This window comes from Pseudomonas sp. CK-NBRI-02 (genome assembly GCF_008124495.1).
GTDB lineage: Bacteria > Pseudomonadota > Gammaproteobacteria > Pseudomonadales > Pseudomonadaceae > Aquipseudomonas > Aquipseudomonas guariconensis.
Genome location: NZ_VSJH01000036.1, coordinates 199,148 through 224,705, shown reverse-complemented (window position 1 = coordinate 224,705; position 25,558 = coordinate 199,148). Strand labels below are relative to the sequence as shown.

24 protein-coding genes and 4 pseudogenes are annotated in these 25,558 nt (G+C 49.9%); 18 read left to right on the top strand and 10 right to left on the bottom strand.

What is annotated here, in order from left to right; genetic code table 11:
• Positions 1–398: 398 nt before the first annotated feature.
• Together DQ397_RS21240 and DQ397_RS21235 are read right to left on the bottom strand one after the other, a co-directional pair.
• A complete protein-coding gene (locus tag DQ397_RS21240; protein WP_043209433.1) occupies positions 399–1,571 on the bottom strand; it encodes a tyrosine-type recombinase/integrase in 1,173 nt (390 codons plus the stop codon).
• Positions 1,537–1,824, bottom strand: a complete 288-nt coding sequence (locus tag DQ397_RS21235; protein ID WP_148921618.1) for a helix-turn-helix domain-containing protein — start codon at positions 1,822–1,824, stop codon at positions 1,537–1,539. The genes DQ397_RS21240 and DQ397_RS21235 overlap by 35 nt, the downstream gene beginning before the upstream one ends.
• Positions 1,825–1,952: 128 nt before the next feature.
• Here DQ397_RS21235 and pilM point away from each other — a divergent pair, with 128 nt between their 5' ends.
• The 13 genes and pseudogenes from pilM to DQ397_RS21175 all read left to right on the top strand — a co-directional run.
• Positions 1,953–2,390 (top strand): type IV pilus biogenesis protein PilM, encoded by a 438-nt coding sequence (gene pilM, locus DQ397_RS21230; RefSeq protein WP_043209438.1) that lies wholly within the window; start codon positions 1,953–1,955, stop codon positions 2,388–2,390.
• A gap of 881 nt (positions 2,391–3,271) precedes the next feature.
• On the top strand, positions 3,272–3,634 hold the full coding sequence (locus tag DQ397_RS21220; RefSeq protein WP_043209442.1) for a hypothetical protein: 363 nt from the start codon (positions 3,272–3,274) through the stop codon (positions 3,632–3,634).
• Between the two features lie 257 nt (positions 3,635–3,891).
• Positions 3,892–4,023, top strand: a complete 132-nt coding sequence (locus tag DQ397_RS24795) for a hypothetical protein (protein WP_256664399.1) — start codon at positions 3,892–3,894, stop codon at positions 4,021–4,023.
• Positions 4,024–4,339: 316 nt separating this feature from the next.
• Positions 4,340–4,816 (top strand): STY4534 family ICE replication protein, encoded by a 477-nt coding sequence (locus DQ397_RS21215; protein ID WP_043209444.1) that lies wholly within the window; start codon positions 4,340–4,342, stop codon positions 4,814–4,816.
• Between the two features lie 54 nt (positions 4,817–4,870).
• Entirely contained in the window at positions 4,871–5,026 is a 156-nt protein-coding gene (locus DQ397_RS24580) for a hypothetical protein (RefSeq protein WP_178113808.1), read from the top strand.
• 147 nt (positions 5,027–5,173) lie between these two features.
• Positions 5,174–5,509, top strand: a complete 336-nt coding sequence (locus tag DQ397_RS21210; protein WP_043209446.1) for a hypothetical protein — start codon at positions 5,174–5,176, stop codon at positions 5,507–5,509.
• A 79-nt stretch (positions 5,510–5,588) separates the two neighbouring features.
• Positions 5,589–6,095, top strand: a complete 507-nt coding sequence (locus DQ397_RS21205; RefSeq protein WP_052352429.1) for a hypothetical protein — start codon at positions 5,589–5,591, stop codon at positions 6,093–6,095.
• Positions 6,096–6,204: 109 nt separating this feature from the next.
• Complete coding sequence (locus tag DQ397_RS21200) at positions 6,205–6,528, top strand: hypothetical protein (protein WP_043209448.1); 324 nt, start codon at positions 6,205–6,207, stop codon at positions 6,526–6,528.
• 64 nt (positions 6,529–6,592) lie between these two features.
• Positions 6,593–6,997: a hypothetical protein gene (locus DQ397_RS21195; protein WP_052352430.1), complete on the top strand. Its 405-nt coding sequence runs from the start codon at positions 6,593–6,595 to the stop codon at positions 6,995–6,997.
• A gap of 65 nt (positions 6,998–7,062) precedes the next feature.
• Positions 7,063–7,185: pseudogene (locus DQ397_RS21190) on the top strand (DUF3275 family protein); the annotation flags it as partial.
• 309 nt (positions 7,186–7,494) lie between these two features.
• The gene (locus tag DQ397_RS21185) at positions 7,495–8,484 is read left to right on the top strand and encodes a fimbrial protein (RefSeq protein WP_080642073.1); all 990 of its coding nucleotides are present in this window, start codon (positions 7,495–7,497) and stop codon (positions 8,482–8,484) included.
• 962 nt (positions 8,485–9,446) lie between these two features.
• Positions 9,447–9,584: pseudogene (locus tag DQ397_RS21180) on the top strand (transposase); the annotation flags it as partial.
• Position 9,585: 1 nt separating this feature from the next.
• A pseudogene (locus DQ397_RS21175) lies at positions 9,586–10,029 on the top strand (DEAD/DEAH box helicase); the annotation flags it as partial.
• A gap of 356 nt (positions 10,030–10,385) precedes the next feature.
• Here the strand turns inward: DQ397_RS21175 and DQ397_RS21170 are convergent.
• A complete protein-coding gene (locus DQ397_RS21170) occupies positions 10,386–10,595 on the bottom strand; it encodes a hypothetical protein (RefSeq protein ID WP_238556607.1) in 210 nt (69 codons plus the stop codon).
• 560 nt (positions 10,596–11,155) lie between these two features.
• Here DQ397_RS21170 and DQ397_RS21165 point away from each other — a divergent pair.
• The 3 genes from DQ397_RS21165 (at position 11,156) to DQ397_RS21155 (ending at position 14,264) form a co-directional block, all read left to right on the top strand.
• Positions 11,156–12,106: a fimbrial protein gene (locus DQ397_RS21165; RefSeq protein ID WP_148921617.1), complete on the top strand. Its 951-nt coding sequence runs from the start codon at positions 11,156–11,158 to the stop codon at positions 12,104–12,106.
• 231 nt (positions 12,107–12,337) lie between these two features.
• On the top strand, positions 12,338–13,102 hold the full coding sequence (locus DQ397_RS21160) for a molecular chaperone (RefSeq protein ID WP_080642074.1): 765 nt from the start codon (positions 12,338–12,340) through the stop codon (positions 13,100–13,102).
• A gap of 169 nt (positions 13,103–13,271) precedes the next feature.
• On the top strand, positions 13,272–14,264 hold the full coding sequence (locus DQ397_RS21155; RefSeq protein WP_052352431.1) for a fimbrial protein: 993 nt from the start codon (positions 13,272–13,274) through the stop codon (positions 14,262–14,264).
• Between the two features lie 217 nt (positions 14,265–14,481).
• Here the strand turns inward: DQ397_RS21155 and DQ397_RS21150 are convergent, their stop codons facing one another.
• On the bottom strand, positions 14,482–14,835 hold the full coding sequence (locus DQ397_RS21150; RefSeq protein ID WP_148921616.1) for a hypothetical protein: 354 nt from the start codon (positions 14,833–14,835) through the stop codon (positions 14,482–14,484).
• 494 nt (positions 14,836–15,329) lie between these two features.
• Here DQ397_RS21150 and DQ397_RS25085 point away from each other — a divergent pair.
• Both DQ397_RS25085 and DQ397_RS25080 read left to right on the top strand, forming a co-directional pair.
• Positions 15,330–15,860, top strand: a pseudogene (locus DQ397_RS25085) (MCP four helix bundle domain-containing protein); the annotation flags it as partial.
• A gap of 222 nt (positions 15,861–16,082) precedes the next feature.
• The gene (locus tag DQ397_RS25080) at positions 16,083–16,955 is read left to right on the top strand and encodes a methyl-accepting chemotaxis protein (protein ID WP_372240780.1); all 873 of its coding nucleotides are present in this window, start codon (positions 16,083–16,085) and stop codon (positions 16,953–16,955) included.
• Positions 16,956–17,215: 260 nt separating this feature from the next.
• On the opposite strand, the gene DQ397_RS21140 is transcribed toward DQ397_RS25080, so the two are convergent.
• The 6 genes from DQ397_RS21140 to DQ397_RS21115 form a co-directional block, all read right to left on the bottom strand.
• Entirely contained in the window at positions 17,216–17,422 is a 207-nt protein-coding gene (locus DQ397_RS21140) for a hypothetical protein (protein ID WP_043209453.1), read from the bottom strand.
• Positions 17,423–17,461: 39 nt separating this feature from the next.
• Entirely contained in the window at positions 17,462–20,017 is a 2,556-nt protein-coding gene (locus DQ397_RS21135) for a fimbria/pilus outer membrane usher protein (protein ID WP_080642075.1), read from the bottom strand.
• 82 nt (positions 20,018–20,099) lie between these two features.
• Positions 20,100–20,852, bottom strand: a complete 753-nt coding sequence (locus tag DQ397_RS21130; protein WP_043209455.1) for a molecular chaperone — start codon at positions 20,850–20,852, stop codon at positions 20,100–20,102.
• Between the two features lie 71 nt (positions 20,853–20,923).
• Entirely contained in the window at positions 20,924–21,514 is a 591-nt protein-coding gene (locus DQ397_RS21125; RefSeq protein ID WP_043209457.1) for a fimbrial protein, read from the bottom strand.
• A gap of 110 nt (positions 21,515–21,624) precedes the next feature.
• On the bottom strand, positions 21,625–22,266 hold the full coding sequence (locus tag DQ397_RS21120; protein WP_043209459.1) for a response regulator: 642 nt from the start codon (positions 22,264–22,266) through the stop codon (positions 21,625–21,627).
• 46 nt (positions 22,267–22,312) lie between these two features.
• Positions 22,313–25,549, bottom strand: coding sequence for a hybrid sensor histidine kinase/response regulator (locus tag DQ397_RS21115; protein WP_043209461.1), 3,237 nt, complete (start codon positions 25,547–25,549; stop codon positions 22,313–22,315).
• Between the last annotated feature and the right edge of the window lie 9 nt (positions 25,550–25,558).

The window sequence follows — 25,558 nt, the reverse complement described above, 5'->3', positions numbered from 1 at the left end:
AGTTAGGGATTTGGAGTTCCCACTTCCGTAGTTCAGTGTGCAGATCGCCCAAGCTCCCAGCGATGAGCCTGAAACCCTATATGGACCGTCAAGCCTTCCGCTATTGCCTTTCCACACCCCGGATTGGCAATCACATGGGTTTTACACAGGAGAATAGGTAATTATTGTCTGCTTGGAAAACTAGGACTCGCTCGTAACCTCCCGGGCACGCAACACGGGGATCAAAGCCCTTACAAGGCAGAATGTTGATGTAGCCTTTATCATGATCGGAAGAAGAGAATCCACACACATCACCCACCTTTTCCCCACCACTACTCCACACCCCGGATTGGCAAGGAGGTTTTAATCAACGCCATGCCACGCTTGAAATTCACACGGTTTGCTGTGACACAAGTGCTTCAAAAAAGTGTGAGCCCAGTTGGAGTTCCTTGAGCTGTACTCAGGCAAAGCGGATCCAGCATGATGATCTCCGAGTCATCAACCTGCTCTAAATACTGGTCAGGAGCTGGAATGGGTCGCTTATCCCGTAGAGACACCATCAGGTGCCTGAGCAGGGCATCTTGGGCGCTTTGCAGTGCTTGCTCAGCTGTTGCTCCCCGGCCAACAATGCCTTCGAAGTCGAGAACCCGAACAACAACACCTGCTGGGGTCTGGTTCGCGACCGCAGGATACGGGACGAGATGACTGATCACCACCTGTTGCCCGCGATGCTTGTTACCCTCAAGCTTTTTGACCAGCTTGGCAGCTTTCAAATGGGTGTATCGCTTAAGCATCGCAAGGCTTTTGTGCCCGCTGATGGCTGCAATCTCCATGATGTCGAGGGTCCCTAGCTCAAACAGCCGAGAACAGGCCTCATGGCGGAGATCGTGAAAGTGGAGGTCCTCGATGCCGAGCCGCTGCAGCATGATGCGCCACGCGGACTTCAGCCCGTTGGCGGTGTAACTGAAGACCTGCCCCTTCGTCTTGGCGCCCAACTGTATCAGTGCATCACGGGCCTTGAGGCTTAGGGGCACATCTCGCTTCGAGCCGTTCTTCGTGTCTGGGAGATGCGCGATCCGTCGCTGCAAGTTGATGTGCTCCCACTCAAGCTTCAGCAGTTCCCCCTGGCGCATGGCCGTCTCGATCGCCAGAACGACCAAGACGTAAAGATCAGCTGTCGGGTGAGCGTGGCAGTACCTCAGAATCTGGCGCTCTTCCCTAGCCGTCAAACGACGGTCACGTCCTGGTGCAGCCTTAGGCTTGCGGACGTTCGTTACAGGGTTGCTGTCGCAGACGCCCCATTCAATGCGTCCAACGTCGAACAGGTTCGACAGGAGCGACATCTCCAAACGCACAGTAGATGGAGAGATACAGGTCCCAGTACGGGAGTTTATTTGGGCGAGACGTTCATCACGGATCGTGGCGATATCTGGACTACGAAAATCGCGCATCTTCTTCGAAGCGTGACGCGATTTCAGAAGGCTTGCGATTCGATAGCTCTCCTGAACATAGCCCTTCTTCAGGATGGAGATTTTTTGCCGATAAAGGATCAGCCCTTCACCCAACGTCATCTCTTTCGTTTCGTGCATCATTCAACTCTTCCAATCTGGCCTGCAACAGCCTGGCCAGCTGGTCGAATGGGATATCCAACGCACTACACAAACTAAACACGGTATCCAGGGTTGGAGATTTGTGGCCACGCTCAAGCAGACTAATGTACGACCTGTCCATTCCTGCCTCAAAACTCAGCTTCTCCTGGGAAAAGCCCCGCGCAGCACGCAGCTCCAGCAGCACGGTGCCGAAAGCTTGGTTGTGTTTTTTTGAGGAGTCTGGTTGTAATTCCAAAAGTCCGACCCGGAGATCACGAGATCCAAGGTGGGAATTCTGGGATTGTTGACTATGGTCGTCAGCGGACTATAGTCCACAGCGCCTGTACACCGCTACAATCGGCCCCAAGCAACAGGATATTGAATATGTACATTTACTGGGTCGCCCTGGGAATACTGGTAATCGCTGGGGGCTTTTTCGCTCAATCTCAGCACAGCGCCGATGTCACCTCAGAACAGGCGACCCTCGATACGCTCAGCCGCAATCTACTGGTCTATCGTGCCGCCGCCGCCGAGTATGCACACTCGAATCCAGGATTCAGTGGCGCGCCAACTGAGGCCGCGTTAAACCTCCCGGCTTGGTACGTCAAACCGAGTGGTGTCACCTCGTACATCGCGGGTGGCGTTTCGTACACGTATGTAGCCGCCCCGCCGGCCGGACTGCCGGGCGTGCTTGCGAAGCAGACTGAGTCAGCGACCGTTGGCATCAATCGGCAAGGTGTACTGTACTCACCTACGACCGGCCACACCTCGATCGCCATTCCGACAGCAATTCCTGACGGCTCTGTCGTTGCGGTTTATTGACCTTTGATGCAGATGGAAAATCGCACCAAGCCTTGCATCCTGGCTGAAGTGCAACCCATAATGACATCAGTTTTGGTTTCACCCCGCTGGCTACTGACGGTCATCAGTAGCACCCCGGTGTTCGGTCCGCCCAACACCAAACCAAAAGCACGCTTAGCTCCGGGAAGGGCGTGCGGATCTTGTTGAGATTCTCCCTGTGTCTCCCTGCTCTCTCTAGTCGCGCAGCCGTCTAACTCGTGATAAACGAGCTCATAGGCACATAGGGTTTCAAAAGGTTCGGTGCTTCTTGATCCAAGGGTCACATTGGTAATGTGGCCCCTTCTCTTTTTTATCCCTTTGGGTAGCCTGAAAACCTTGCACGGCAGGGTTTTCAGGCTACCTAATGGGTATATTCTTCGACTGCCGGCCGCCCACCGGTGATATCCAGGGCTCCTTTTGTGCGCGGATGCGTGCCTCATGATTACTGGCCACAGCCACGAGAACGGCCAGGTGAAGAGAATCGAGACGATCAATGCCCAGGGATCGACGATTCCGCACAGGTGGCTTCTTCCACTTTTTTTCAAGAGACGGCTGGAAAGCCCTCAGGTCTTCCAGCCGCACTTCTCGCTTCCCTCCCTCGCCCCTCCCCGTTTGACATCCCCCCTACTGCTACCGACAATCAATTCGCGACTTGCTGACGTTGTCAGCGATATGCCCTGCAGCACGGATCTGAAATGCTGCGACACGACTTTCGTGTGATCCAACCCAAGACCGCTTAGCTTCTGGTAGCGCGGTCGATCGACACCTGTCGATAGAAGCCCCTTCCGCAAACCCAGCGGGGAATACACTTCCCCGTAGGGTCAGTGTTTCTCCGCGTACCCTCAACCCGCAGGAGAATCACCATGACCGCAATGTCTGCTCAACCGACCCGTCCGATGTCTTACCGCATTGGTTACTCCGTTGGCACATTCGCATCTGCATGCCTTCGCTCGTTGAAGGATGCCACCAACAGAGACCAACCCTCCCCAGTCATACCGACCGTTGCCATGCCTGTCCTCAGCACGCGCAACGATTGGGACGAACTGTCCAGGACACCCGCGCTCGCGCGTCAAGGTGTCGATCTGAACCGTTGGTATGAGGAAAACACCAAAGAGGCCAAGCCGGATAAGCCGAAGCGTAAGCGCAGCAGTGCACGAAAAGCTGCCGCCACGCTGTTTGTTGGCCCACTGCCGAAGTTCGGCCCTCTGGATACGCTCATTCACTGAGCATCTGCACCATACTCACCCCAGTCGGGAAACTCTCCCGACTGGGCGGGTTTCCTCCATCAGTAGCTCTAGGAAACCCATGAAGCAGAAACAGTATGCTGCGATAGCAGAAGACCTGCGAAAGGTTGGCACCACAGCGGTTGCCGGTGCCTTGGTCTCCATTTTCATCACCGATCACCGGATCCTGACTGCTTGTACCCTCGTAATCGGGATGGTAGCGTGGATGGTAGGTATCTGGATGACACAGGAGGAATGATATGAGCCAGAACACCTTCGGTCTCATCATCATTGGCTGCGTTTTCTTCGGCTGCATGGGAATGGCAGCCTGGGCAAACTGGCCCCTCATCAAACGGTGGATCTCCAAGCACAAGCTACTTCGCGCTCACTGATCCACAGCCCCTCTCTCGAGGGGCTTTTTCATTCCGGGGCTTGACAACCCATTCCGTCGTTTCCATGCTTGTACCCGTGAGTTGCTGACGTCGTCAGCACCCCGGCCCGAGCAGCCATGATCTGAAAGACTGCCCACCTACCCAGGTGTTGATCCTCCCCAAAATCGCCAAGCTTCCGGTAGCGCGATTGATCAGTCTCAAGACTGATGGAAGCCCTTCCAACATGCTGTACCCATGCCCAACCCTTGCGGGGAATACTTTCCCCACCAGGGTCAAAGTGTTTCTCCGCTTTCACTTTTGAAACTGGAGAATCACCATGAGCAACCAATCCAACGAAGCCAAATACTTCGATCTGCACACCACTGGCATCGGTTATCTCAACCGCATCCGTGAAGTGAAATCTCGCGGTAAGCCCTTCGTGGCGGTCACTGTCGCAGCCCTTCGTGGTTCGACTGAGAGCGCTGAATACACCTACCTTGACTGCAATGTGGTTGGTGAAGAGGCTGAAAAGCTTGTTCGTCGCTGCCTGCCTGCCGTTGATGCCGACAAGAAAGTCCTTGTGTCCTTCCGTATCGGAGACATCTGGCCTGATTTGTTCACCTATGAAAAAGGCGAGAAGAAAGGCCAATCTGGCGTTAGCCTCAAAGGCCGACTGCTCTTCATCAACTGGATCAAAGTAAACGGCGAACTCGTTTACGACTCGAAACCCAAAGAGAACCCGGACCAGGTCAATGACCAGGACCATCCTCTCCCTGAAAACAACGATCAACAGCAAGCCGACCAGGCTGCTTAATCGAATCCAAGGCGCCACTCTCGGCGCCTTGAAACCTAATGCCCAGGAGGCACCATGAAATTTCTCTTCGTACTGAACGTTCTTCTTATGGTTGCCGCCGTTGTACTGGGCGATATCGTACTGGGTGTCTGTGCTTTCACAGGCCTGAGCGGTTTCTCTCTGCATGCTGGTGTCAAGCGTAGCGAAAAGAAAGTCGTCGCTCTCGCTTAACGATTAGCGTTACCAGTTCGCTGCACTAAGGGCTAATGCCCTTTCGTGTTGGAGCACTTCTCTCAATCTGAATCGGGACATTGCTGTCCCATCCCCTTAGGGTTCACTTCCCTTAGGGCGGTGAACTTCATACTCAGGAAGCTCACCATGAATAACATTCAGCACCTCGAACTCATCGCCCATCCTGACGTCCCGAATGCCTTCATTCTCAAGGGTGATCTGGAATGGCTGTTTGACGCATTCATCGAACAATGCGCTCTCTCTGCTCGTAAGAGCTCAAATGGACACCTCGCGCTTCATCGGAAGTTCTTACTCGAAGATCTACGCGATAAGAACAAGCTGCTGACACCGCCCCAAAGCGAATTGTTTGCTCACGTAGCGCTCATGCGCGGGCTTTGCATCGACGATGCTAGTTATGCCCAAGCTGACCGCGAGGCTATTGCCTTGATGCACCGACTGTTCCCTACCCAAGCCGCTGCTTAAAAGGCGACTGGAGCAGATTAAACCAGCCTGAGGACTCACCATCCTCACGGCTGGTGATCCTCCTCGCAGAGGATCTACGATGATGTATCTCCCCTTCACACACCCGCTCGCAACCACGACCGACTTTGTTGTTCAGCGACAGCTTCAGATCACGTACGACGATGACTGCCCTGCATGCTATCGCCAGCTCCATGAGAGTCAGGCAGACCTTCCTGATGAAGCGCTGCAATGCTTCCCCTGCATCTTCCAAGACGACTTCGCCCTCATCACCGAGGGACACATTCTAGACCCGGTTCTCGAAGAGCAATGCAACGACATAGGTCTTGTACGTGCGGTCTGCTACAGCATTTTCAGTAGCCCCGGCATGCAACATGTCGCTGACACCTACACCGCTGAGTCAGCGGAACAGCTGGTATCGCTGCTGACACAGACAGCAATAAAAGCGTCACGCATGACGTATTTGGCCGGCGACATCCATTCGCCAGGCCACCGAATTCCGGATTGGTTCACTGTCGTTGACAGTGCCTACAGGAGCCCGGGTTTAGGCTCCGGTGCGCAAGCACTTACCCTCCCAAGAACGCCATAGCACTCGGCAGCGCGATCGCATCACACGGTGATGGAGTGCCTTCAACTTAACCTGCCTGCGGGGATCTCATCCTCGCGGACTGAGGCCTCGCACAATTTGGAGACCTCAAATGTCCATGCCCCCTGCCTCGACCGAGGCCTACCTCACCTACCCTGTCGTGCTGACCAGCGATGCCTGGAATCGCACGATCTTTCTCGCAAACCCCGCACGCGTGGCTGAAATGAGCCAACGCCTTGCCAGCGTCGTACAAGCGGCCTGGCAAGTTCTAAAGCAACAACCTCACCCCCCTTCGATTGACTTCGAGGTCTATCAAAAGCTCAGCACCGGACGTGGACGTGCCCTGGTGCCGCTCACACTGCACATCGTTCGGAACGAGGGCGAACCGCCTTTTGTACGCATCGAGTTGCGGATTAACGCAGCTGACCCACGATAGACCGCTTACATCACCCACCCAGAGGGGCCACCCTTTCGGTGGCTCCTTACCTAAGGAGCTGACAATGTCTCAGATCGCCAATCCCTTCATACGCACCAATGACCAGTCCTTTGAGACGGGCTGTTACAGCAGTGCCTTCGCGATTTGCTCGGGACATTTGACAGAGGCAGGCTGGATGGAAATTCAAGACCTAGCAGAGCACGCTGACACGTCGTTGTTGCTGTTCGAATGCTTCACCCTGCCTGACAGTGATGCCGTTGGCTTCAAGCTAATACGCACGCCCTGGATCGACGAGCATCTGTGCAACGTCATGGGTCATGGGCTTTCAACACTCCAGGCCAAGCAGGAGGAGGAATTCCCTCCAGAAGTCATACGACTCCTTATCTTGGCCGCACAAGCGGACGTTCGCTTCCTCATCTTCGACCCCAACGGTTTCGTGCTCGAGGGACTGCCCTTGTTCGATTGCTGAACCGCCATTCACCACCTCGCGGGGAGCCTCCCGCAGGAGCTCCCCATGCTTTATTGGGAAATCACATGATCTACATCACCGGCCAGCTGGCCATCCGTTCTATCTCGGGTCGTCTTGGGCTTTTTAATGCCGGACGCCTGATCACATCGATCAGTGAGTTCACTATCAAGGATGCTCTCTCGGACCAGATCGAGGGGCAATAAACGCTTTTCAGCACGGCCGCCTGCGGCCGCATCCCTGTTCGCTCTTGGAGCAAAAGATTCCACTTGATGGTGTGCTGCATGTCGGCTTCGCCGGTCGGGAAAAGCCCCGTTTTTCTAGGATCGGCTCGCGGTCAAGGGGATCGTGGAATATCGAGCCAGCTTCATCTGCGAGGATATGACGCGAATGTGGGACTCGTCTGATTGTACTCCCGGGCCAGTTAAGTCAGAGTGTACTTGGAGAAATGTAGCTATAACTTCTCCGCCTTCGATTTTACGGTCAAAGCATATAGGCTTATGAATTCTAGTTTATTTTATAAATCCGACTTCACTTTTTTTAAACGAAACCTGAGCATTTGTCTCCTATTAACTATTCCGCTACACAGTCAAGCGGCAAACTGCTATTACACAGCACCATACGCACCCGAAACAATTAGCATTACTCTTCCAAGTGCTTTAACACTACCACGCGACGCAGCTATCGGAACACAGATCTTCGAGTCGCCTCTGCATTATCACGCGACAAACAATAAATACTATTGCGAAACACCCCACCCTTGGGGCATCCGTAACGATCGAGGTCCCGACTCCCCCACCTCAGACTTATTTCCTATCGGCAACACAGGAATTTCGTGGCAGTACGTACTGGATGGAAGAGCACGAAAAGGCTACGGCGAGTTTACAGAGGGCTCAGGGTACAGGACATTTGAACGCGTCACTACAGCTATACGGCTTATTAAAACTGGCAATGTTAACACCGGGACAAGGGTTTCCGCAGGAGAGCTCGGTAGCATCCAGGCTTCCGGGTTAAAAAATTCGACTATTACGCTGAGAAATAGCGCGATATTTATTGCAAGCTCATGCGAAACCCCAGACGTGAAAGTAAACATGGGCGATTACGAGGCAGGGGCATTCCGCGAAGTTGGCTCATCTTCTACACTAGTACATTTCAATATAAATTTATTAAACTGCCCCAGCGGCATCAACAAAGTTAACTATACTTTAGAACCCACATCAACATCTCCAGCATGGAACCGGGATCTCGGTATCATCAAACTTAATCAAGGCTCGACAGCCAAAGGTCTAGCACTACAAATTATGAATAAAATTGGTGACCCGATACCCCTAAATAAAGCTCAAACCTTTAACTATCTCAATGCAGGAGGGAATTTTGCTATACCATTAACGGCCCGTTATTACCGAACGACTCCTTCAACGCCTGACAGTCCCGGCATAGTCGCGGGCACTGCGGATGCAGAAATTTCCTTTATCATGAGCTATTTATAAGCACTTCATACTACCCCGATCGAAGCAATTAATGAAAAAGTGCCTGGTCCTTCTCCTGAAGACGCACCTACAGGTCGCGGCAAGCAGCCTGCTGCACCGCCCTTTGATCGAGGGCCGCCGCAGCGGCTTCTTCCTGTTCGCGGGCATGGACGCGGTCCTTATCCGCTACCATGTCCGCAGCCAGGGAGCAGCTACAGGCGTTGTCCTGCCAGACGGCCCCCTCGCTAAAGCCTAGCCCGTTCTCCGATATGGCGGCCAGTAATCAGCTTCTCATGCGCTTCATAGCTCCAGCAGCGATTAGGGCAGCGCCTGGAATCCAAATGCCTGGAATTGATGTGCCCAAGCCGACAGCAAGTAGTGCGGTACCGACAGCAAACATAGCGTTCTCCCTAACAAAAATATCCATTCGAAATCCCCTCTTCACCATGGGGGGTACCGAGCAAGTTCCTTCAAACCTTCCCGGAATTAGAATCAGCTAATGCGCACGCCACTAACCTGTATTAGCTCACCTCCGTTAACATCGGGCATGGTCAGAAAAAGGTAGGTACGCTCCTTGTACTCCGAAATCTCGACAGACTTTCCGCTCGTCTTGGCCATAGTTAACCCGAAAGCGATGAGCCTGTCCAAATCGTGCCGACTCGGGAACCGCTCGTCCGGACATATCCGATATTCACGGTTTTTTGCATTCCCGCTCGCGTTGATTAACTTACAATGAATAAATATGTTGTCACTCCCATGATCGTTGGCTTTGATCGTACTGGAAAAGTGCTCAATTTGTATTTCGCCATAATCCCAACCTTCTCCTTCTTCCTATCGCTTCCCAAGGTGCGGCTTTCATGCCCTCGTTTGCCTTGGCCGTCCAAAGCGATTTTTTAATCAAACTACCTTGCGCTTACGGTGTAGTGATCTACTAACTCCGGACACCTTTTTAGGCGAAAATGGTCGCCACACAGAGGTGTTCGATGAGCAGACAACGACGTACTTTCACCCCCGAATTCAAGCGCGAGGCAGCTAGCCTGGCGCTCGACCAGGGCTATAGCCTTACTGAAGCCGCCCGGTCGCTCGACTTGGTTGAATCGGCGCTGCGCCGCTGGGTGAATGTCCCGATTGAAGAAGTTTCTCGAACAGTCAGGTCTCCGCGTTGCTGTACTGCGGGCGGCGGATGAAACGGCTCGGCGGGAGGATTGGATTCTCGACCAGGTCGACCGCGGCGTCGATGTGCTACTCACCAACCCGGAGCTGGTCAAGACCGGGCTGGACCTGCTGGACCTCCCGACCATCGCGTTCCTTCAGACGGGGTACAACGAGTACACCCTGCAGCAGGCAGCGCGGCGGTCATGTAGGATCGGACAGAAGCACCCGGTGCGCGTGATTTTCTTCGGCTACGCCGGCAGCTCGCAGATCACCTGTCTGCAGCTGATGGCCAAGAAGATCGCTGTGGCTCAGAGCACTTCCGGTGATGTTCCAGAGTCTGGCCTCGATCCCTTAAACCAAGATGGAGACTCAGTAGAAATGGCTTTAGCCCGACAACTTATCGCCGCATGACTTTTGGCCACCTTCGGGTGGCCATTTTAGGCGAGAAAGAATGCTAAGGCGTCCAGCTAAGTCTAGGCCCACATGTCTTCAGGACCACCTCAAAGCTTCCACGTCAGGCTGTCTTTAGAGTTTAGCTTTTAGCACAACTTTTGCCATTTCCACGAAACTTTAACGAAACCAACAGAAACCTCCACTACCACGATGAAAGGTTTGAGCCAGCAAGAGCCTGCATAGAAACAGCGTCCCGACTAAAGCATGCCAAGCAAATGGCCCGGGACCTAAGCGAGCCAACTGAGGAACTCGAGTGGTGGCGTTACAGCTTTAGGCAATTTCCGGAATCAGAGCCCGGAGCTGATCAAGCCGAATCAGTGATGGGCACCGCCGGCTTCGCCGCGAGACCTCAGCTGAAATTCGGTGACAGCCTGATACAGCGAATCTGCCAGCATCTTCAGGCGCTCTACCTCGGCAGTCGGGGCGCCCATGTCCTTGGCTTCGTGGTACTTCCTAGTCGCATCTATGCATTGCTGGATCAACAGATCGCCAGCCTCAGCCAGACCTTGAATGGTCCTTTTCACCGCCCTGCTCCGCTTTTTGTGATCAGAGCATCATACTCCGCCTCGCACTGATGACTAGGCTTTTGCAAGCTCTTCCGCTGGTGCATCAGCCCGTTGTGGAATGAGTGTGGGTGACCGTCTCCTTATACTTTGGCCCTTCAATGAACTGACGATAGGGTACCTCGGTAGAGAATCACTGATTGGTAGAACGAATCGGTAAGTACTTTAGATACCCATCTCTTTGGAAGAAGGTGGCCTGGATCAGCGTATTGATACGCCCGTAGTGCCAAACTGTCAGGCGTATCAAAGGCTTACCCGCTTCTATCAATTTTTCTATGGCCCGCTTGACGAGTCCGTTACCTGTCAAAAAAGGAAGCTCCACTCGAATATCAGATTTGTCTGATTACATGCGGGCCGGCTCGGATGTATTTTAGAGTATTCCCTTTCACTGGCACATACCCTGACAAGCCAAACAGCAAGAAGAATTATTGGAAAATACATATCATCACTGATAGCTAATCGCCCAAACCAGATCCATTATACGACACCTTTTTGCAACCGCTAATTCCTTGAGACTTAAAATGTTTAACTCAACCAGAGCAACACAAATGCTATTCAATATAGCACTCATAATGACTATAGGGATATCAATCCAAGCCCAAGCATTTACCGTTACCAGCCGGGGGGCCACCAGAGAAGGCGATATGATTCGCTACAATTTCACCATTGATAATTGGTCTGTTAACGACACGACGCCCGGGAAGTGTGACTCTGAGGGAGGCTTATACAATACGTGCTATGTTTGGACCGCAACATGGAGATACTCTACTGGAGGAGGAACCGCTGCGTTCCCAACCGAAGGGTTACGACAATGGTGGTTCCTGACACGACCAGGGTCAACATTAGGAAATATGCTCCAGGACATGAAACAAGTTGGATTTAATGTTCCTTACAGAGGTTCAGTTCTCATTCATAAGTCGGTGGACGTAACCGATGCTTGCGTAGGGCTTTCGACTGCAAGGGCCGGCAATAGTATCGGTGGAGCGGTTAACCCCTTTGGTCCATGTCTACGTCTGAAAGATATGAAACCGCCCGAGATAACTTGCACCGTGCCTGATGTAACAATCGACATGGGAGAGCACCTCGCCAGTAGATTCGCTAAATACGGCGACACATCGCCCGAAAAACTCATCCCGATAAAAATAACCAACTGCTCAGCATCCCTAGCGTACATAGTATACACCATAAAGCCAACACCTTCATCCCCGATCATAAACATTACAAATGGAATAATTTCGCTTAATAGTCGATCCACAGCTAAAGGTATAGCTTTACAGATATTGAACGAAGAGCGTCAGCCGCTGGCACTTAACCGCAACTATACCATCAGGCCAGGTTCCTTCGGCAGAGACTATAGGTTTAATATGTATGCTAGATACATCAGAACGCTTCCTAACGGAAATTCTGGATCAGATATAGTCACAGCTGGCACAGCCAACGCCGAAGCAACAATAGTTATGGAATATTTGTGACTATTCGCGAAACGAATGTTTAGGCATGAGAGTTTAAAACTTAATTATATATCAACAAATCAAGCCAGCCACTCAAGAAGGTATAGACGCACTACGATGTGCTTATCTCAATCGAGAACAAGCAGCGAAACGATTAGGACTAAATATTAAACGAAGAACCGGTTTTGATGAAGACAACGGCTCCTTCAAATAAACACCGGCAACTGGGCTGATACGCTTAGGAGTCTACTTATGCCCCGCCTACCTTCCTATACATCGAAGACTAGATCAATTTGCAAATTGGAGCTAATTACATATTGCAGAATCACCCTGATCGGACTTGCCATTAACATTATACTTAACTCCTCCGCCCTAGCGAATGTCACTTTCGATGGCTACACGCGATTCATTTATAATCACAAACAAAAACAACTACCTATCACCATTGTCAATCACAGCAATGAACAAGCGCTAGTACAAATACAAATAGAGCAAGGTGATCAGAGCAATACGAAACCGGTACCAATGGCAATAACAAAACCATTACTAGTAATTCCAAGCAACGCGAAGGCGACCACTGACGTATTATATATGGGCGCTGGCCTACCTGAGGATCGTGAGTCCTACCTCTCATTAACCATATTGGAGATACCAAAAAAAGTTGAAATCGCAAACTCCATGGCTATTGCCTTGCGTCATAATCTTAAGTTGTTTTTTCGCCCCCAACTATCCAGCACATTCAAAGACGCCATCGATCAATTGCACTGGACGAAGACGTCTAAAAGCAGCGTAACAATTAAAAATTCTTCGCCCTATTACATAACACTTACCGGAATTAGTTTGCAAAATCATCACAGAACTAGTTGCGGCGAAGCGATAGAGCATCTGATGATCTCCCCCTATTCAACATCAGAAATCGCTACAGATCCATGCGAAGATATAGAGCAGGTGGCTTATAGCTACATTAGTGATACTGGAACTCCATATAGCGTTCGAGCCCCTCTGACGGAGATATGACTTACTAATCGAATAGGCCCAGACGCCTAAAAATTTAATGTTAAAACCCAGCCCCACCCAAGAAATATATTAACCGCCATTAGCACAGCACAAACAATTACAAACCATAAACAATATATCCGCTCTATAAGCTCAATTAAAGCATTACAAATACCTAGGACTTAGATAAATGCATAAAAGAAAATTAATTCAAATAGCTTTTCCATTTTTAATATACGCCCCACAAAGCTACGCCCTGAAATGCACACAAACGGGCACAGACATCATAAACGATAGAATCCTCATTAGGGATACTATAGCTGTGCCTAACTCGTTGCCTGCTGGTACAGTACTATGGCGCCAACCAACACAACGAATAAATGTTCAGTGCTGGGTAGATATTCAGGGCATGCCCGATGAAAAGATTTATTTTTACATGAACCCCAACAACGTTAACCTAGGTAACGAAATCGAAATTGGTGTAACCTACGAAGGAAGGGACTATCGGTATTCCCAACTCCCTGGAGGAAAACTCGATATTGGCTGGTCTGTGTACGGATGCCCAAAGGGGGACACCTGTGGATGGCAAAAAGAAAGTAAAAGCATGACCTATTCCTTGTTCTTCGTGAAGAAGGCTCCTGCCGGACCAAACAAAGAAGGCCCAATGACACCGCTTGCGGATTATAGAGCATTCCAATTCGACGGCGTCGGTGGAGTCAGACCGGGAGTTAGTTATAACATAACCGCTCTGGGACTCAATAAGTTTCGCTACCTACCTTGTGAATCCTCAATAACCATCCAGCCCAACGTAATAAACTTCGGTACAATTGGTACAACTTCGGCTGTGAATGGATCCGTTATCAAAGAGATTCCATTTTCAATTAATGAAGAGCGAACTTGCGCAGCAGTATATGGACTAAGCGGTTATTTGGAACCTACAACGGCTACCACAAGTTCGGATCAAACAACTTTAATTCCGAACGACAACCCCTCGGTGGGAATCAGCTTGATTAGCCAGGCGAACAACAAGACAATACCATTCAAGAAAGAGTTTGAACTTACACCTAAGCACGGGGCCACTAGTTATCGGCACGACTTTTTAGCTCGGTTAAAGTGGACAACATCCCGCCCCAAAGCGGGTAAATTTAATGCAGGCGCAATAGTAAATGTCTTCTACAAATAACAATAGAAACAACGTTTTACTTACCGCTTTTAGCTTAGCAAATATTGATACCTATAATAGGATGTCGAATTATACTGAAACCGCACTGAAGTCATCGCGATATTATGAGTGACTCATCAAACTGCGCTACTAACCGAAGTCACTGCTCCACTCATCTGCGGTGCTCGATCTCCTTTTTGAGCACCGCAAACATTTAATCGATTCTATTCTGATAAAACTAAATTGATGTAAATATAAGAATATAGCTTCCAGCAGTGACAACGGCCCCTTTCGCATCCAACAAAGTATAGTCTGCGAGCTCATCCGCACTTGTTGTTCTCTTTACTCGCACAGGCATTCCAAAATTATCAATCGGCTCGACGGCAACTTGGCTCAAACGGCCAAATGGCGGGCATTCATTTACCCTCCACCCAGTGGATTGTACCGTCGTGATACATGAAGGCTCTACGATACTCCCTGTAAATTTAATTAAACCAGATGCTGAAATCACGTCAGCGGACGCGTGTGTTACGAGTCCAAAACATGCAAAGAAAAGAGCCAAGGTGCTAGTAGTTCTTTTAAATTTACGCATATCAACTTTCCTTTAGGCAATTTCCATGTTCCTAAAAGAGCTATCAGCCGATTTGCGAAATACTTAACCCCCTAAATGTGACGCGCATCACAAAAGACGAAATGTCTTTATATAACTTAATAGCATATGCTTAGAAGCCAATCTTCTCTAACCAGCCTCGGAAAAGACAGTTCTTTCAGCAGTTGTGGACTTTTTACTGCACTTTCTCTTTTCTAAAAATATATCCCTTGAGACGTATCACGCCAGATAATTCAAGAAAAAGTCTTATACAAAATAAGTAGTGTTTTTCGATAAATCACAGATTCTGCTTACTTTATGACCCCATAGGTTTACAACGAAGCGAAGCTTGGGAACTTATGCCAGCGGTATGTTCGCCCTCGACATAGGACGAATCCGAAAGTGCGTTCAAGCTCTCAAGAATCAAAAACCACGTCCGATAATGCTGGTAGCCTTGTTATGGAAACAAGAACTACAGAACCTCGAGGACGAAAACTATGATTCTACGGAAGTTTAATATTTCTATTAGAGCACTCTTTGGCTTCTCTTTTATAGGAAGCGTTATGCTCTTTTTAGGAGTATTCAGCCTGGACCAGATGGCAAAAATTCAAGCAGCAACAGAAAAAATAATTCAAGATAGCATACCCAGCATACAGGCAGTTAATGATCTAACTAGACACACACTTCAGCAGCGCAATTTAGAATATCAACTTCTTCTAAGTACCTCCCGGGGCGCAAAAGAAAATATTATAAAAAAGATGTCTATGCAGAACATCGAAGTTAATAAGACCAACATATCTTATCGAAAATTAATCAGCAGCACTGCAGAGCAACGCGCATATGATGCGTTCACAGTAGAATTAGAAAAGCATAGAGATCTTGAAAAGCATTTCATAACTTTATCCCGTGACTCGCAATCCGAGCGTATGCGTGAATTAATTAAAGACGAAATGCGGGTCAGCACAGATAAGATTAATATTGCGTTATCAAACCTAGCAAACATAAACGCGCAAAATTCTTTGACTGCCAGAACTGCTGCAGTTGAACAGTATGACCTAGCACTTAAGCTTGTTACAGCAATTTTAACATTATCGACCGCATTAATATTAGCATTTGTTTGGTCATTCACACGCAGCGTTACAATACCTATTTCTGCCTCACTTCGCGCGACTGAAGAAATTGCCAACGGTAAACTAACTAGTCCAATCGTAGGCAATGGAAACGATGAGCCAGGACGACTACTCCAATCAATGGAGATCATGAGGTGCAAACTACAGGAAACTCTTAGCTACATTTCACACTCAGCTCATCAATTGGCATGCGCCGGAGAAGAGCTGAGCAATGCTACTGAAGCTAGCGTAAAAGACTCCCATGACCAAAATGCGGAAATCGAACAAGCGGTAACAGCGGTACACCAAATGACGTGTGCAACAGAGGAAATTGCTCGGAATGCCGTCAATACCTCGCAAGCCACTCAGGATGCAATCAGATCTACAGATGATGGTTTGAGTAAAGTCCAAGAGACAGTTACAGCCATTGAGGGCGTTGTTGGAGACGTTCAGAAAAGTGCCAAACTCATTGGAGAACTTGCGACCAATTCGAAAGATATAAGCAAAGTTTTAGAGGTTATTCGCAGCCTTGCCGAGCAAACCAATCTATTGGCGCTCAATGCGGCTATAGAAGCAGCTCGTGCTGGTGATGCTGGCCGGGGTTTCGCAGTGGTTGCAGAAGAGGTCCGTGCTCTTGCATATCGTACGCAGCAATCCACAAACGAAATTGAAACCATTATAGACTTGATTCAAAATGGAACCGAACAAGTAGTAACTTCTATGCGATACAGCACGGAGAATGCAGAAGAGATGCTTGCGATCGCTCGAGGAGCGGGACATACACTAGAAACAATCAACAGGGTGGTCGTTGAAATTAGCGAGCGCAACTTGATGATTGCAAGTGCAGCTGAAGAACAAGCCCAAGTAGCACGGGAGATTGATCGCAGCCTAATCAACATTAGTGAACTATCAGTAAACAATACAGCAACCGCTGGGCACACGCGCAGCGCAAGTGGACAACTCACCGAGTTAGCTGTCGGGCTCGATTCGGTTGTAGCCAGATTTCAGATTTGATTCCCAAATACCTATAACTAATTGAATACGACACCTTGAGATAATTACCATCGCGCTAGCTTGTACCTATTTCTAAACAGCTTAATAATACTATGCCTGATACCAGGGCTACGCCCTGGTAAGGAGTTTACTCTTAATTCAAAGTTGTACAACACTGCGCACGAAAGATGAGATAGTCAAGGCACAATCGTCAGCAAGGATTATACTTTGTAGGTTGCAGGAAAATGACCAATAGCAACATCCCACGCAATAACTAGAAATCAATGCAAGGTTGTAATTTGCCTTGACAATACGCGAAGTTGGTCAGCCTCAATATTAAGTAGATTAATAATATCGATAATGTTGTTCGCTTCGGCATAGCTCAATTTCCGCAAAATACCCATCAAATCCTTTGCGCAGCTCTCATTGACAGCGGCTGACTCTATTAACTTTAACTGCAGTATCTGAGCTTGTTCTAATGTCTTCACAAACCGGTCTCCTATACAATTTTTTTATATGTCCTCTACTTACGGTTGACACTGCAACCGAAGGCGTTCGTAGTTAAGATTACTACGTTCTGGAAGGTCGTAGGGCGCCGTGCACTGACCTTCGTTCCACTTAATTTTTAGATGGCCTGTATCTTTCTCTAAAAGAACTAACGCTTTTCCGGTTGGGTCGGAAATGGCCAATTGTTTGCCTTCGGCATCCTCTACCGATGCGCCAAATGGCATGAGCTGTCCGCGGTGATCAAAAAGCTCGAATTGCACGCGGCGACCGGATTTTCCTATATAGCGGGCCAGCACAACCGCACCACGACGCGGTACGAGTTGCTGTGTGGCATTCTCGATCTCTATGTCGCTCCCTAGATCACGGGTGTCTAGACTCATCCAATTAACCCGGTACGGTTGAGCGCTGGGAATCACTGCGTAGCCATTACGTCCGGTTTCCACCCCGCTAAAATTGCTGATCTTCGCGCCCTTCACCCCAGGAACTTCGGCCAAAGCAAATGTTTCACTCACAGTTTGACCTAGGTTTATTCCACCTTGGTGCGCAACAACTGCACCCGCAACATTCAAGTTTTGAGAATCGTAACCGCGTCCCTGACTGTATCCAACGCTAATATCAGCCATCGAAGTGCGAGCGTTTAGGTTCGCCGAAGCAGAATTACCGCTAGTTCGACTGTGACCACCTTGAACCGAATAGAAGATTTCATTGGAGTCTGACAGATAGCCATTGACACCCGCTTGAGTGGTTTCATTTCCTTTCTGTGTGCTAGAAGTTATGAACGCGCGTGGAGAACGGGCTCGACTGCCTAGAGGGAAAGACATGGATAAGTTTAACTGCGTATCATCACTCGATGCGCCTGAGGTTCCAAGATCCTTTGTCTTGCTGAGATCAATGCTATAAGTAACATCACCCCAGCTGTTACTGTAACCCGCCGAAACACTTTGTGAGCCTCCACGATTCCAGTAGCGCTGATCTGTTGCAGTAAGGTGCAAGTTGCCGAACTCGCGGTTACGTCCCAAGCTCTGATTCACTGTGAGATCGGTACGCGTTTTAGAATTGCCACTGCGCTTACGGACGTCGCTGCTCAGATCTTCAATATGATTAGTTAAACTCCGAAAACCTTCCGTTGAATAGCGGTACGCCGCCAGGGTGAAATTGGTATCTGTCCCTGTAAAGGTCTTTGCATACAGTGCGCGCAGACTGTTCCCCTGAGTGTTTCGCCCCTGGGCCTGGCTCGAGGAGTGAGTCACATCGAAGGAAAAAGCACCCAGCATCGTATTATGGCCGCTACCCACAGCTAGTGCCTTATAGTTATCAGTAGCTTGCATACCAACGATGCCAGTCAGGTTGTTGGTAATTCCATAAGCCAACGTCGCGCTAAGCATCTGCGGTGTGGCCAAGCCATCGCTATTACTATTATAGCGTCCAGCAGAAACGCTGTACTTTACTTGCCCGTGTCGTACCATCAACGGCAAGCTGGAGAATGCCTGCACATTCACCCGACGACGGCCATCTGCCTCGATAATGGTAATTTCAAGGTCACCGTTGGAGCCACTAGGATAGATATCGCTTATTTCGAAGGGCCCAGGCGGTACGTTGGTGGTGTACAGAAGGTAGTTGTTCTGACGAATTTCCACCGTGGCGCTTGTCTGGGCCACTCCTCTTACTACCGGCGCGTAACCCCGTTCGCTGTCGGCACGCATGCCTTCATCTGATGCTATTTTGAGTCCGCGGTAGCGAACGCTATCGAAAAGGTCAGTATCAGTAAATATATCGCCGGCGCTGAATTGCCCCTTGAGCGCGGTCACATCGTGCTGCAAGTAACTGCGGTTGCTCTGGAACTTGTTGGGACGTCCAGTTCCACTACTAAAGTTTGACTCGTTACGCAGTCGCCATCCTCCCAGATTGATACCATTGCGAAGGCTCAAATTATTCGCGGTGTTCGTTTGGCCATCAGATCCGCTACGGCTAGTACTAAACTGATAATTGGAAAATGCTGCAGCAACACCGGCATCCCAAAGCTGCGGATCGACATAGCCACGTAGCCCCCGCTTCATAGCAAGCTGGGGGATACTGGCAGACAGTCGCAGGCGGTTAGAATCGTAGCTCAAGCTTGCCTGATCAATAAGTAATGATAAATCGTAACAAGCCCGGGCGCTGTCGAGATGCCCCTGGGCTTTGAGCTTATCCATGTCGACACCCAATTGCTCGATCAACTCTAAAGTCAGACACGGATCTACCCGACCGGTCTGTACGTTGCGGTTGAAATCGATGTCGCGCCGCCCCACAAGCACATCATTACTGTATAAGTCGACACGATAGGTGCCAGGCAATACGCTATTAGCCGATAATAATAGCTGCAAGTCCACAGAGGACTGGGCGCCTTGCAGGAAGGTGGTATTGAATCCTTGCAGCGACTTATCGACCTCAGTCACTTCAGCGTCAGCGAAGCCAGGAATAGAAGCACAGATGACCAGCGAAAGTGCGCTTCGTTTCCAAAGCGAGTTAGCGGCATTGTTGTGCCCCACATTTTCATTAACGCTGATACTTCGGTGGAGGGCGATGGGCTGATTCATATCACAAACCTATTTCATGACCCGTGGACTGGACACGGGAAGGCCGCACGCAAATAGGCGCGCAAAACACAACTGCTGCGAGTTAGAAAGAAATAGAAGGCTCGGTAGGCTTGGCACTTATTGGATTTGCGCTACCCAGCTGGGCAGAATATTTATTCTGAGCACCGTAGTCGTTAATACTCTTAAAGGTCAGGCTCATTGCACCTTCTGACTGGGAAACAGCCGAGGAAAAGATTTTACGTTCACCTGGCGCGACCATAGTTGAATCAGCCTTAAACACGGTTTGCTTGCCCTGTTTGATCTCGATGTCAGCCATGGAAACGTGGTACGAACTCGGATTCTCAACCACCAACTTAGGCTTACCCAACTCTTTAGTTATTTTCCAACTCAACTGTTCAGGTGCCAGGAGAGCATTCCCAGGCAAGTTGGCAGGACGGTAGAAAATCTTAATTCGTTGGCGCACTGCCAACTGTAATGTGTTGGCTTCTGAAGTAGCCTGAGGAATTTCCTGAACATTCAGCCAAACGACAGACTCGCGATCGTTTGGTAAACCTTTCCCTTCAAATAGTATGCGCAGAAGTTGTTCTTGCTTGGGCAAAACCCTAGCCAACGGTGGGGTAACTGCAAACGGTACCTCTTTAAGGCCAGTTTCACCACTGTCCACCCATGATTGAATCAATACTTCTTGATTACCATTTCGGACAGTGACATTGGCTTCTTTATGCGCGCCGTCAAAAACGACACGTGTAGCACTAAGAGAGATACTAGCGGTTGCCTGGGCGGCAGCGAACATGCCCAGCAACCCGAGAACAGGATACAGAGAACGACGCAACATGGTGGCACACCTTGCGAGATTGGAAGTGGCGAGGCGGTTAAGCCTCGCGCGCGGGGGAACCTGCTTGATAATTACTCGTACTGCAGGATGAACGGCAGAGTTGCATCACCACGACCCGCAGTCGCGGTACCTACTGCGCCGGTGGTCACATAGGCAGCAGAGAAGCTCAAGGTTGCATCACCACCCTGGGCGCCAGTTCCGTGGATTTCGCTTTGGATCATGGCGTTGGCTGGCGAGCGAAGGTCAATGAGTTTGCCCGCATGGTCGAGCAGGGCAATACCAACGCCCTGTGCTGTACCGGTACCTTTCGTCAGAGCCAATACACTCTTGCCGGTTACCAGGCCCGAGCCGCCGCTGTTAGGATCAAAAATCATGGATACTTTTGTACCCACGTTGCAGTTGACGTTGAGGTTGAAATCTTTACCAGTTACACGTCCCGACGCAGGACTTTCGGCAGTCCCCATGTCTTTAATCGAAACGTTGCCCATGTCGACCGCAATCACGCGATCACTGTTAGCACCGTCAACGGAGCAGGCGTCGTTGTTAATTACGCCAGTGAAGGAGATCTTGCCATTGCCGCCTACGGTAGCGTCTGCAGCAAATGCACCGGCGGAAGCGGCGAGCAGCGACAGGGTCAGTGCGGCTAGGGAAAACTTTTTCATCTTGATGTCCATCTGATTAGAGATAAGTGCTGCATTTAAAATGCACGCTCAAGATAATCCAGGTCGCCCCACAATAACATCAGACGATTCTTAAAAACCTCAGTATCTAATCAGCCAAAAATATTGCACTCAATACAGTATGCGATCAAGTCCTGATCAGAACTCACACCTAACTTGCGCATTGCTGAAACCTTCTGCGTACTGATAGTTTTTTTACTACGATTGAGATTTCTTGCAATGTCGCTAACAGTTTGGCCTGTAGCAAAAAGTCTTATTATCTCGAACTCCTTGGGGGAAAGTGCCCCAAACCGCAAATCTACGGCCTGCGCTTTTGATTCGCTAGAATCATTGAACATGGCGCGATAAGTACTATTTGTAGCTATAGCATTCAGTGCGTTTTCTATTTCGCCATGCATTTGATTCTTCTGAACTATACCGTCCACTCCAATTTCAGAAAGCTGTGTCAAAATAAGTGGATTCGAAATCATCGTCAGTACCAATATACGGACTGCCGGATAGTGCCGCTTGAGGTATGTAACCAGTTTAAGTCCGTCACCATAAGGCGAATTGGCAGGCATATTGTAATCTGAAATTACCAAATCCACTGGCTGCTTCTCCAGCAAGTCTATCAATCCTTGCGAGCACACAGCTTCACCTACCACGCAAAAACGATGATCACGCTCGACCAACTCCCGGACACCTAGCAGCACTATGGGGTGGTCGTCGGCAATAACTACCTTAAGTTGTTCCATAAAAGAAGATCCATTTTCGGTGAGTGTAAAAATTCCTAAGCTCGTGTCAGGGGTGCTGTTCGATCCGTTCAATGATTGCTTCGATTCTGCTCAGGACATCGTAGACGCGCTTAGCCAGGGGCGCGTCTAGAGTCGTGTCTATCAGAGCGTTTTCTACTGCGCAGCACTCTTCGGATAATGTCCTTGCCTGGACCGCACCTAGGGCACCGGCGATGCCGTGCAGAAGCTCCCCGAGTCGCTGGCTATCTCCTTGCTTTAAAGCTTCTTGTACATTCAGCACATCTTTGTGCATGGTGCTGATAAATAGTTTCCGCATGGCAGGGGATAGCTTCACGTTATCTGTTTGTTCGGACGCAGAGCTTTCCATACGAGGCTCCAAGCGAGATTCAACAGTCTCCTCATTCAATTCTTGTTCTAGACTAGGCCGGCATAATCGCACCAGATAGGCACGAAGTACCTTCAAGCTTAAAGGTTTCACCATCCAAGCGTTCATGCCCATTTCGACACATCGTTGACCTTCCTCCCGCAATGCATTAGCAGTAATGCCTATAATTGGCAATTGGGCATCGAGCTGGCGTAACGTCTTCGCAAGCTCATAACCGTTCATCACAGGCATGTTCACATCGGTCAATACACAATCGAACATTCCTGGCTGCCATCGTTGTAGGGCTTGCTCGCCATGGGCTGCGACTACAGCAGTGCAGCCCAGCGCTTCGAGCTGTTCTTTCAGAATCGCTTGATTAATCGGATTATCTTCTACCACAAGGATATTCATTCGCAGTAGCGCATGCTCCTGGCGTACCATTGCCCCTCCTCCACTCCCGCTCTCGCGGGCTTGGGCAATGACTTGTGCGAGGGCGCGGACATCATGCATGTCCACTCGCCAACAACCATCGATGAATGCTCCAGGAGTGGGTCCGTCGTCAGTGGCACAAATGCGCGCCCCCTGCCAAGCGGCGATAGGCGTGCCATCCAGAAGATCGACCAGCAGGGCATGGGGATTGCTCTGTGCCTCCGTTGGAATCGTCAAGGTCGCGGAGAGACCCAACCGTTGTAGCCAGTCGACACAGTGCTGCGCTAACTCTGGAATCGGTGCTCGAACATATACCGGCGTAGAATCGGACACCGCCATCTCGTAACCGGCTGATGAGCCGTTGACTAGAGGCAAAGTCACCTTGAGCGAAAAACTGCTTCCTAAGCCAGGCTCACTAACCACTTTGATTTGTCCGCCCATCATTTCCGCCAGCGAACCGCAAATGGAGAGACCAAGTCCTGCACCGCCCTCGCTGGATGCGTCGCTAACTTGATAGAACATTTCAAACAACCTAGCCTGCTGAATCTTAGAGATTCCGATTCCACTATCGGTTACCTGCCACTCGAGGGTAACTTGAGATTCGCTCAATTCCAGTATGCGAGTGCGCAACACCACCCGTCCCATGTCGGTAAACTTTATGGCATTACTAAGCAGATTATTGAGGATTTGCCGGATGCGAATGGGGTCGCCTATCAACAGCGCGGGTAGACGGGCATCTGTGCAAGCGTACAACAATAGGCCTTTGCGCTGAGCGAATGCACTGTAGGTACGTAACGTGTCTTCAATCATATCCAGCGGGCAGAACTCGACGGACTCAAGGGCCATTTGTCCAGACTCGATTTTTGACACGTCGAGGACATCACTAATCAACTGGAAAAGCGTCGCAGAGGAGCGTTGAATAGTTTGTAGATAGCCTGTTTGCCGTGCATCTAGCTGAGTCAGGCCTAAAAGTTCAAGCGTCCCTAATACTCCGTAAAGTGGCGTACGAATTTCATGGCTCATAGTAGCAAGGAACAAGGTCTTTGCCTGGTTGGCAGCGTCAGCCTCCTTCCGGGCACTTTCGAGTGCCTCAGCATCCTCCACATGACGAGTGATATCGTTGAGCGCAAAAAGTTTAACATCCTCGCCTTTATATCGAGTCGAAACGAAGCCGATTTGGAAGTGACGACCTTCAATCTGTATTCGACTATTGCCGCTAGTCGAGCACGCCCACTCAGGCGCAAGCGTGTTGATCAGCTCAGCCGTGCCGTGCCATTGTTGGGCTAGCTGGTTCTCTAACAAAACTGCATGGTCCGAATTACGCACGACGCATAGACCTGTGGGCGCGGTATCAATTACTACCCGACTGAAAGCCTCACTCTCCGCAATTGTCCGATGTGCTGCCTTAGCGGGTGAAATTACTTTTTGTCTATACCAGCGACTGGCAACCAAGCCGAGCACGATGATTACTAAAACGCCTATAACGAGACTCACCAAAGACCAGAAGGCGTAGCGGAAGAAATGTTGGTAAGTTACTGTATATACTGCAGTCCATCCACGTTTGGATTGGTCGTGCAGGCGGAATACCAAACCTTCACTCTTAAAGTTTAGACCTTCATTTAAATCGGCTAAAGGAACCGTCTCACCAAGAAGCGTCGTACCAGTCCGGTCTACCAGTGAGAAGCGGTCATATACCGTCCAGGCCATTATCCGTTCGAAGTCATTGATCTGAGGAAGATCTACTAAAGAAGCCACTCGGAATTCTTCAGTTTGTGCGTACTCTGGAGATACCGGGATGCGGACATAAGCCAATACACGCGGTGGTGACTCCCGATCAGGATTCGCAACATAGCTCCGCCACAGAATTCGTTGATCTTGTGGCCAAGTCGCCAGCTGCGGAAGGCGATCGGCAACTTGGCGGATCAACTTTCCGAATGCTTCCTCGCCCTCAACAGCTTCGCCGCGGCCCCGCCTCGCACCAGGAACAGCGATGTCATACTCATTGTCAGGAGCGAACAGAAACACTTGTGGAGAGCGGTAGTATGAGGCTGACCAGAAATGACTATAAAAACTTGCAAGATTTGCCCCCAGGCTGAAGATGCGAGGAATCTCTCGATCGCCCAATTGATTCTTGTCGAGCTTTATGCTGAAGGGTAGGGAAAACGAAAACGCCTGGCCTTCATATATATCCGGGCCGGCCTCTGGCCTGAGATCGAGAACTGGATCAATCGGACGTTGACGCTTTAGCAATTCGCCATTCACGGACTGCTGTACCAGGGCGCCTAGAAAACTCTCCTGCTCAGTGACATTTTCCATCAGTCGCGCAAAATGGATTTTCACTGTGTCATAGTGCTCATCGACTAAGCGATGGAATGACCAGGCACTAAAGGCCAGCAAAAGCAGCAGTAAGCCGGATAGCACGCTAATCCCTTTATTAAGGCGTAACGAACTGCGACTGAGGTTTTCCAGCATCGCATAGTACTTTTTCATCGTGTCCAG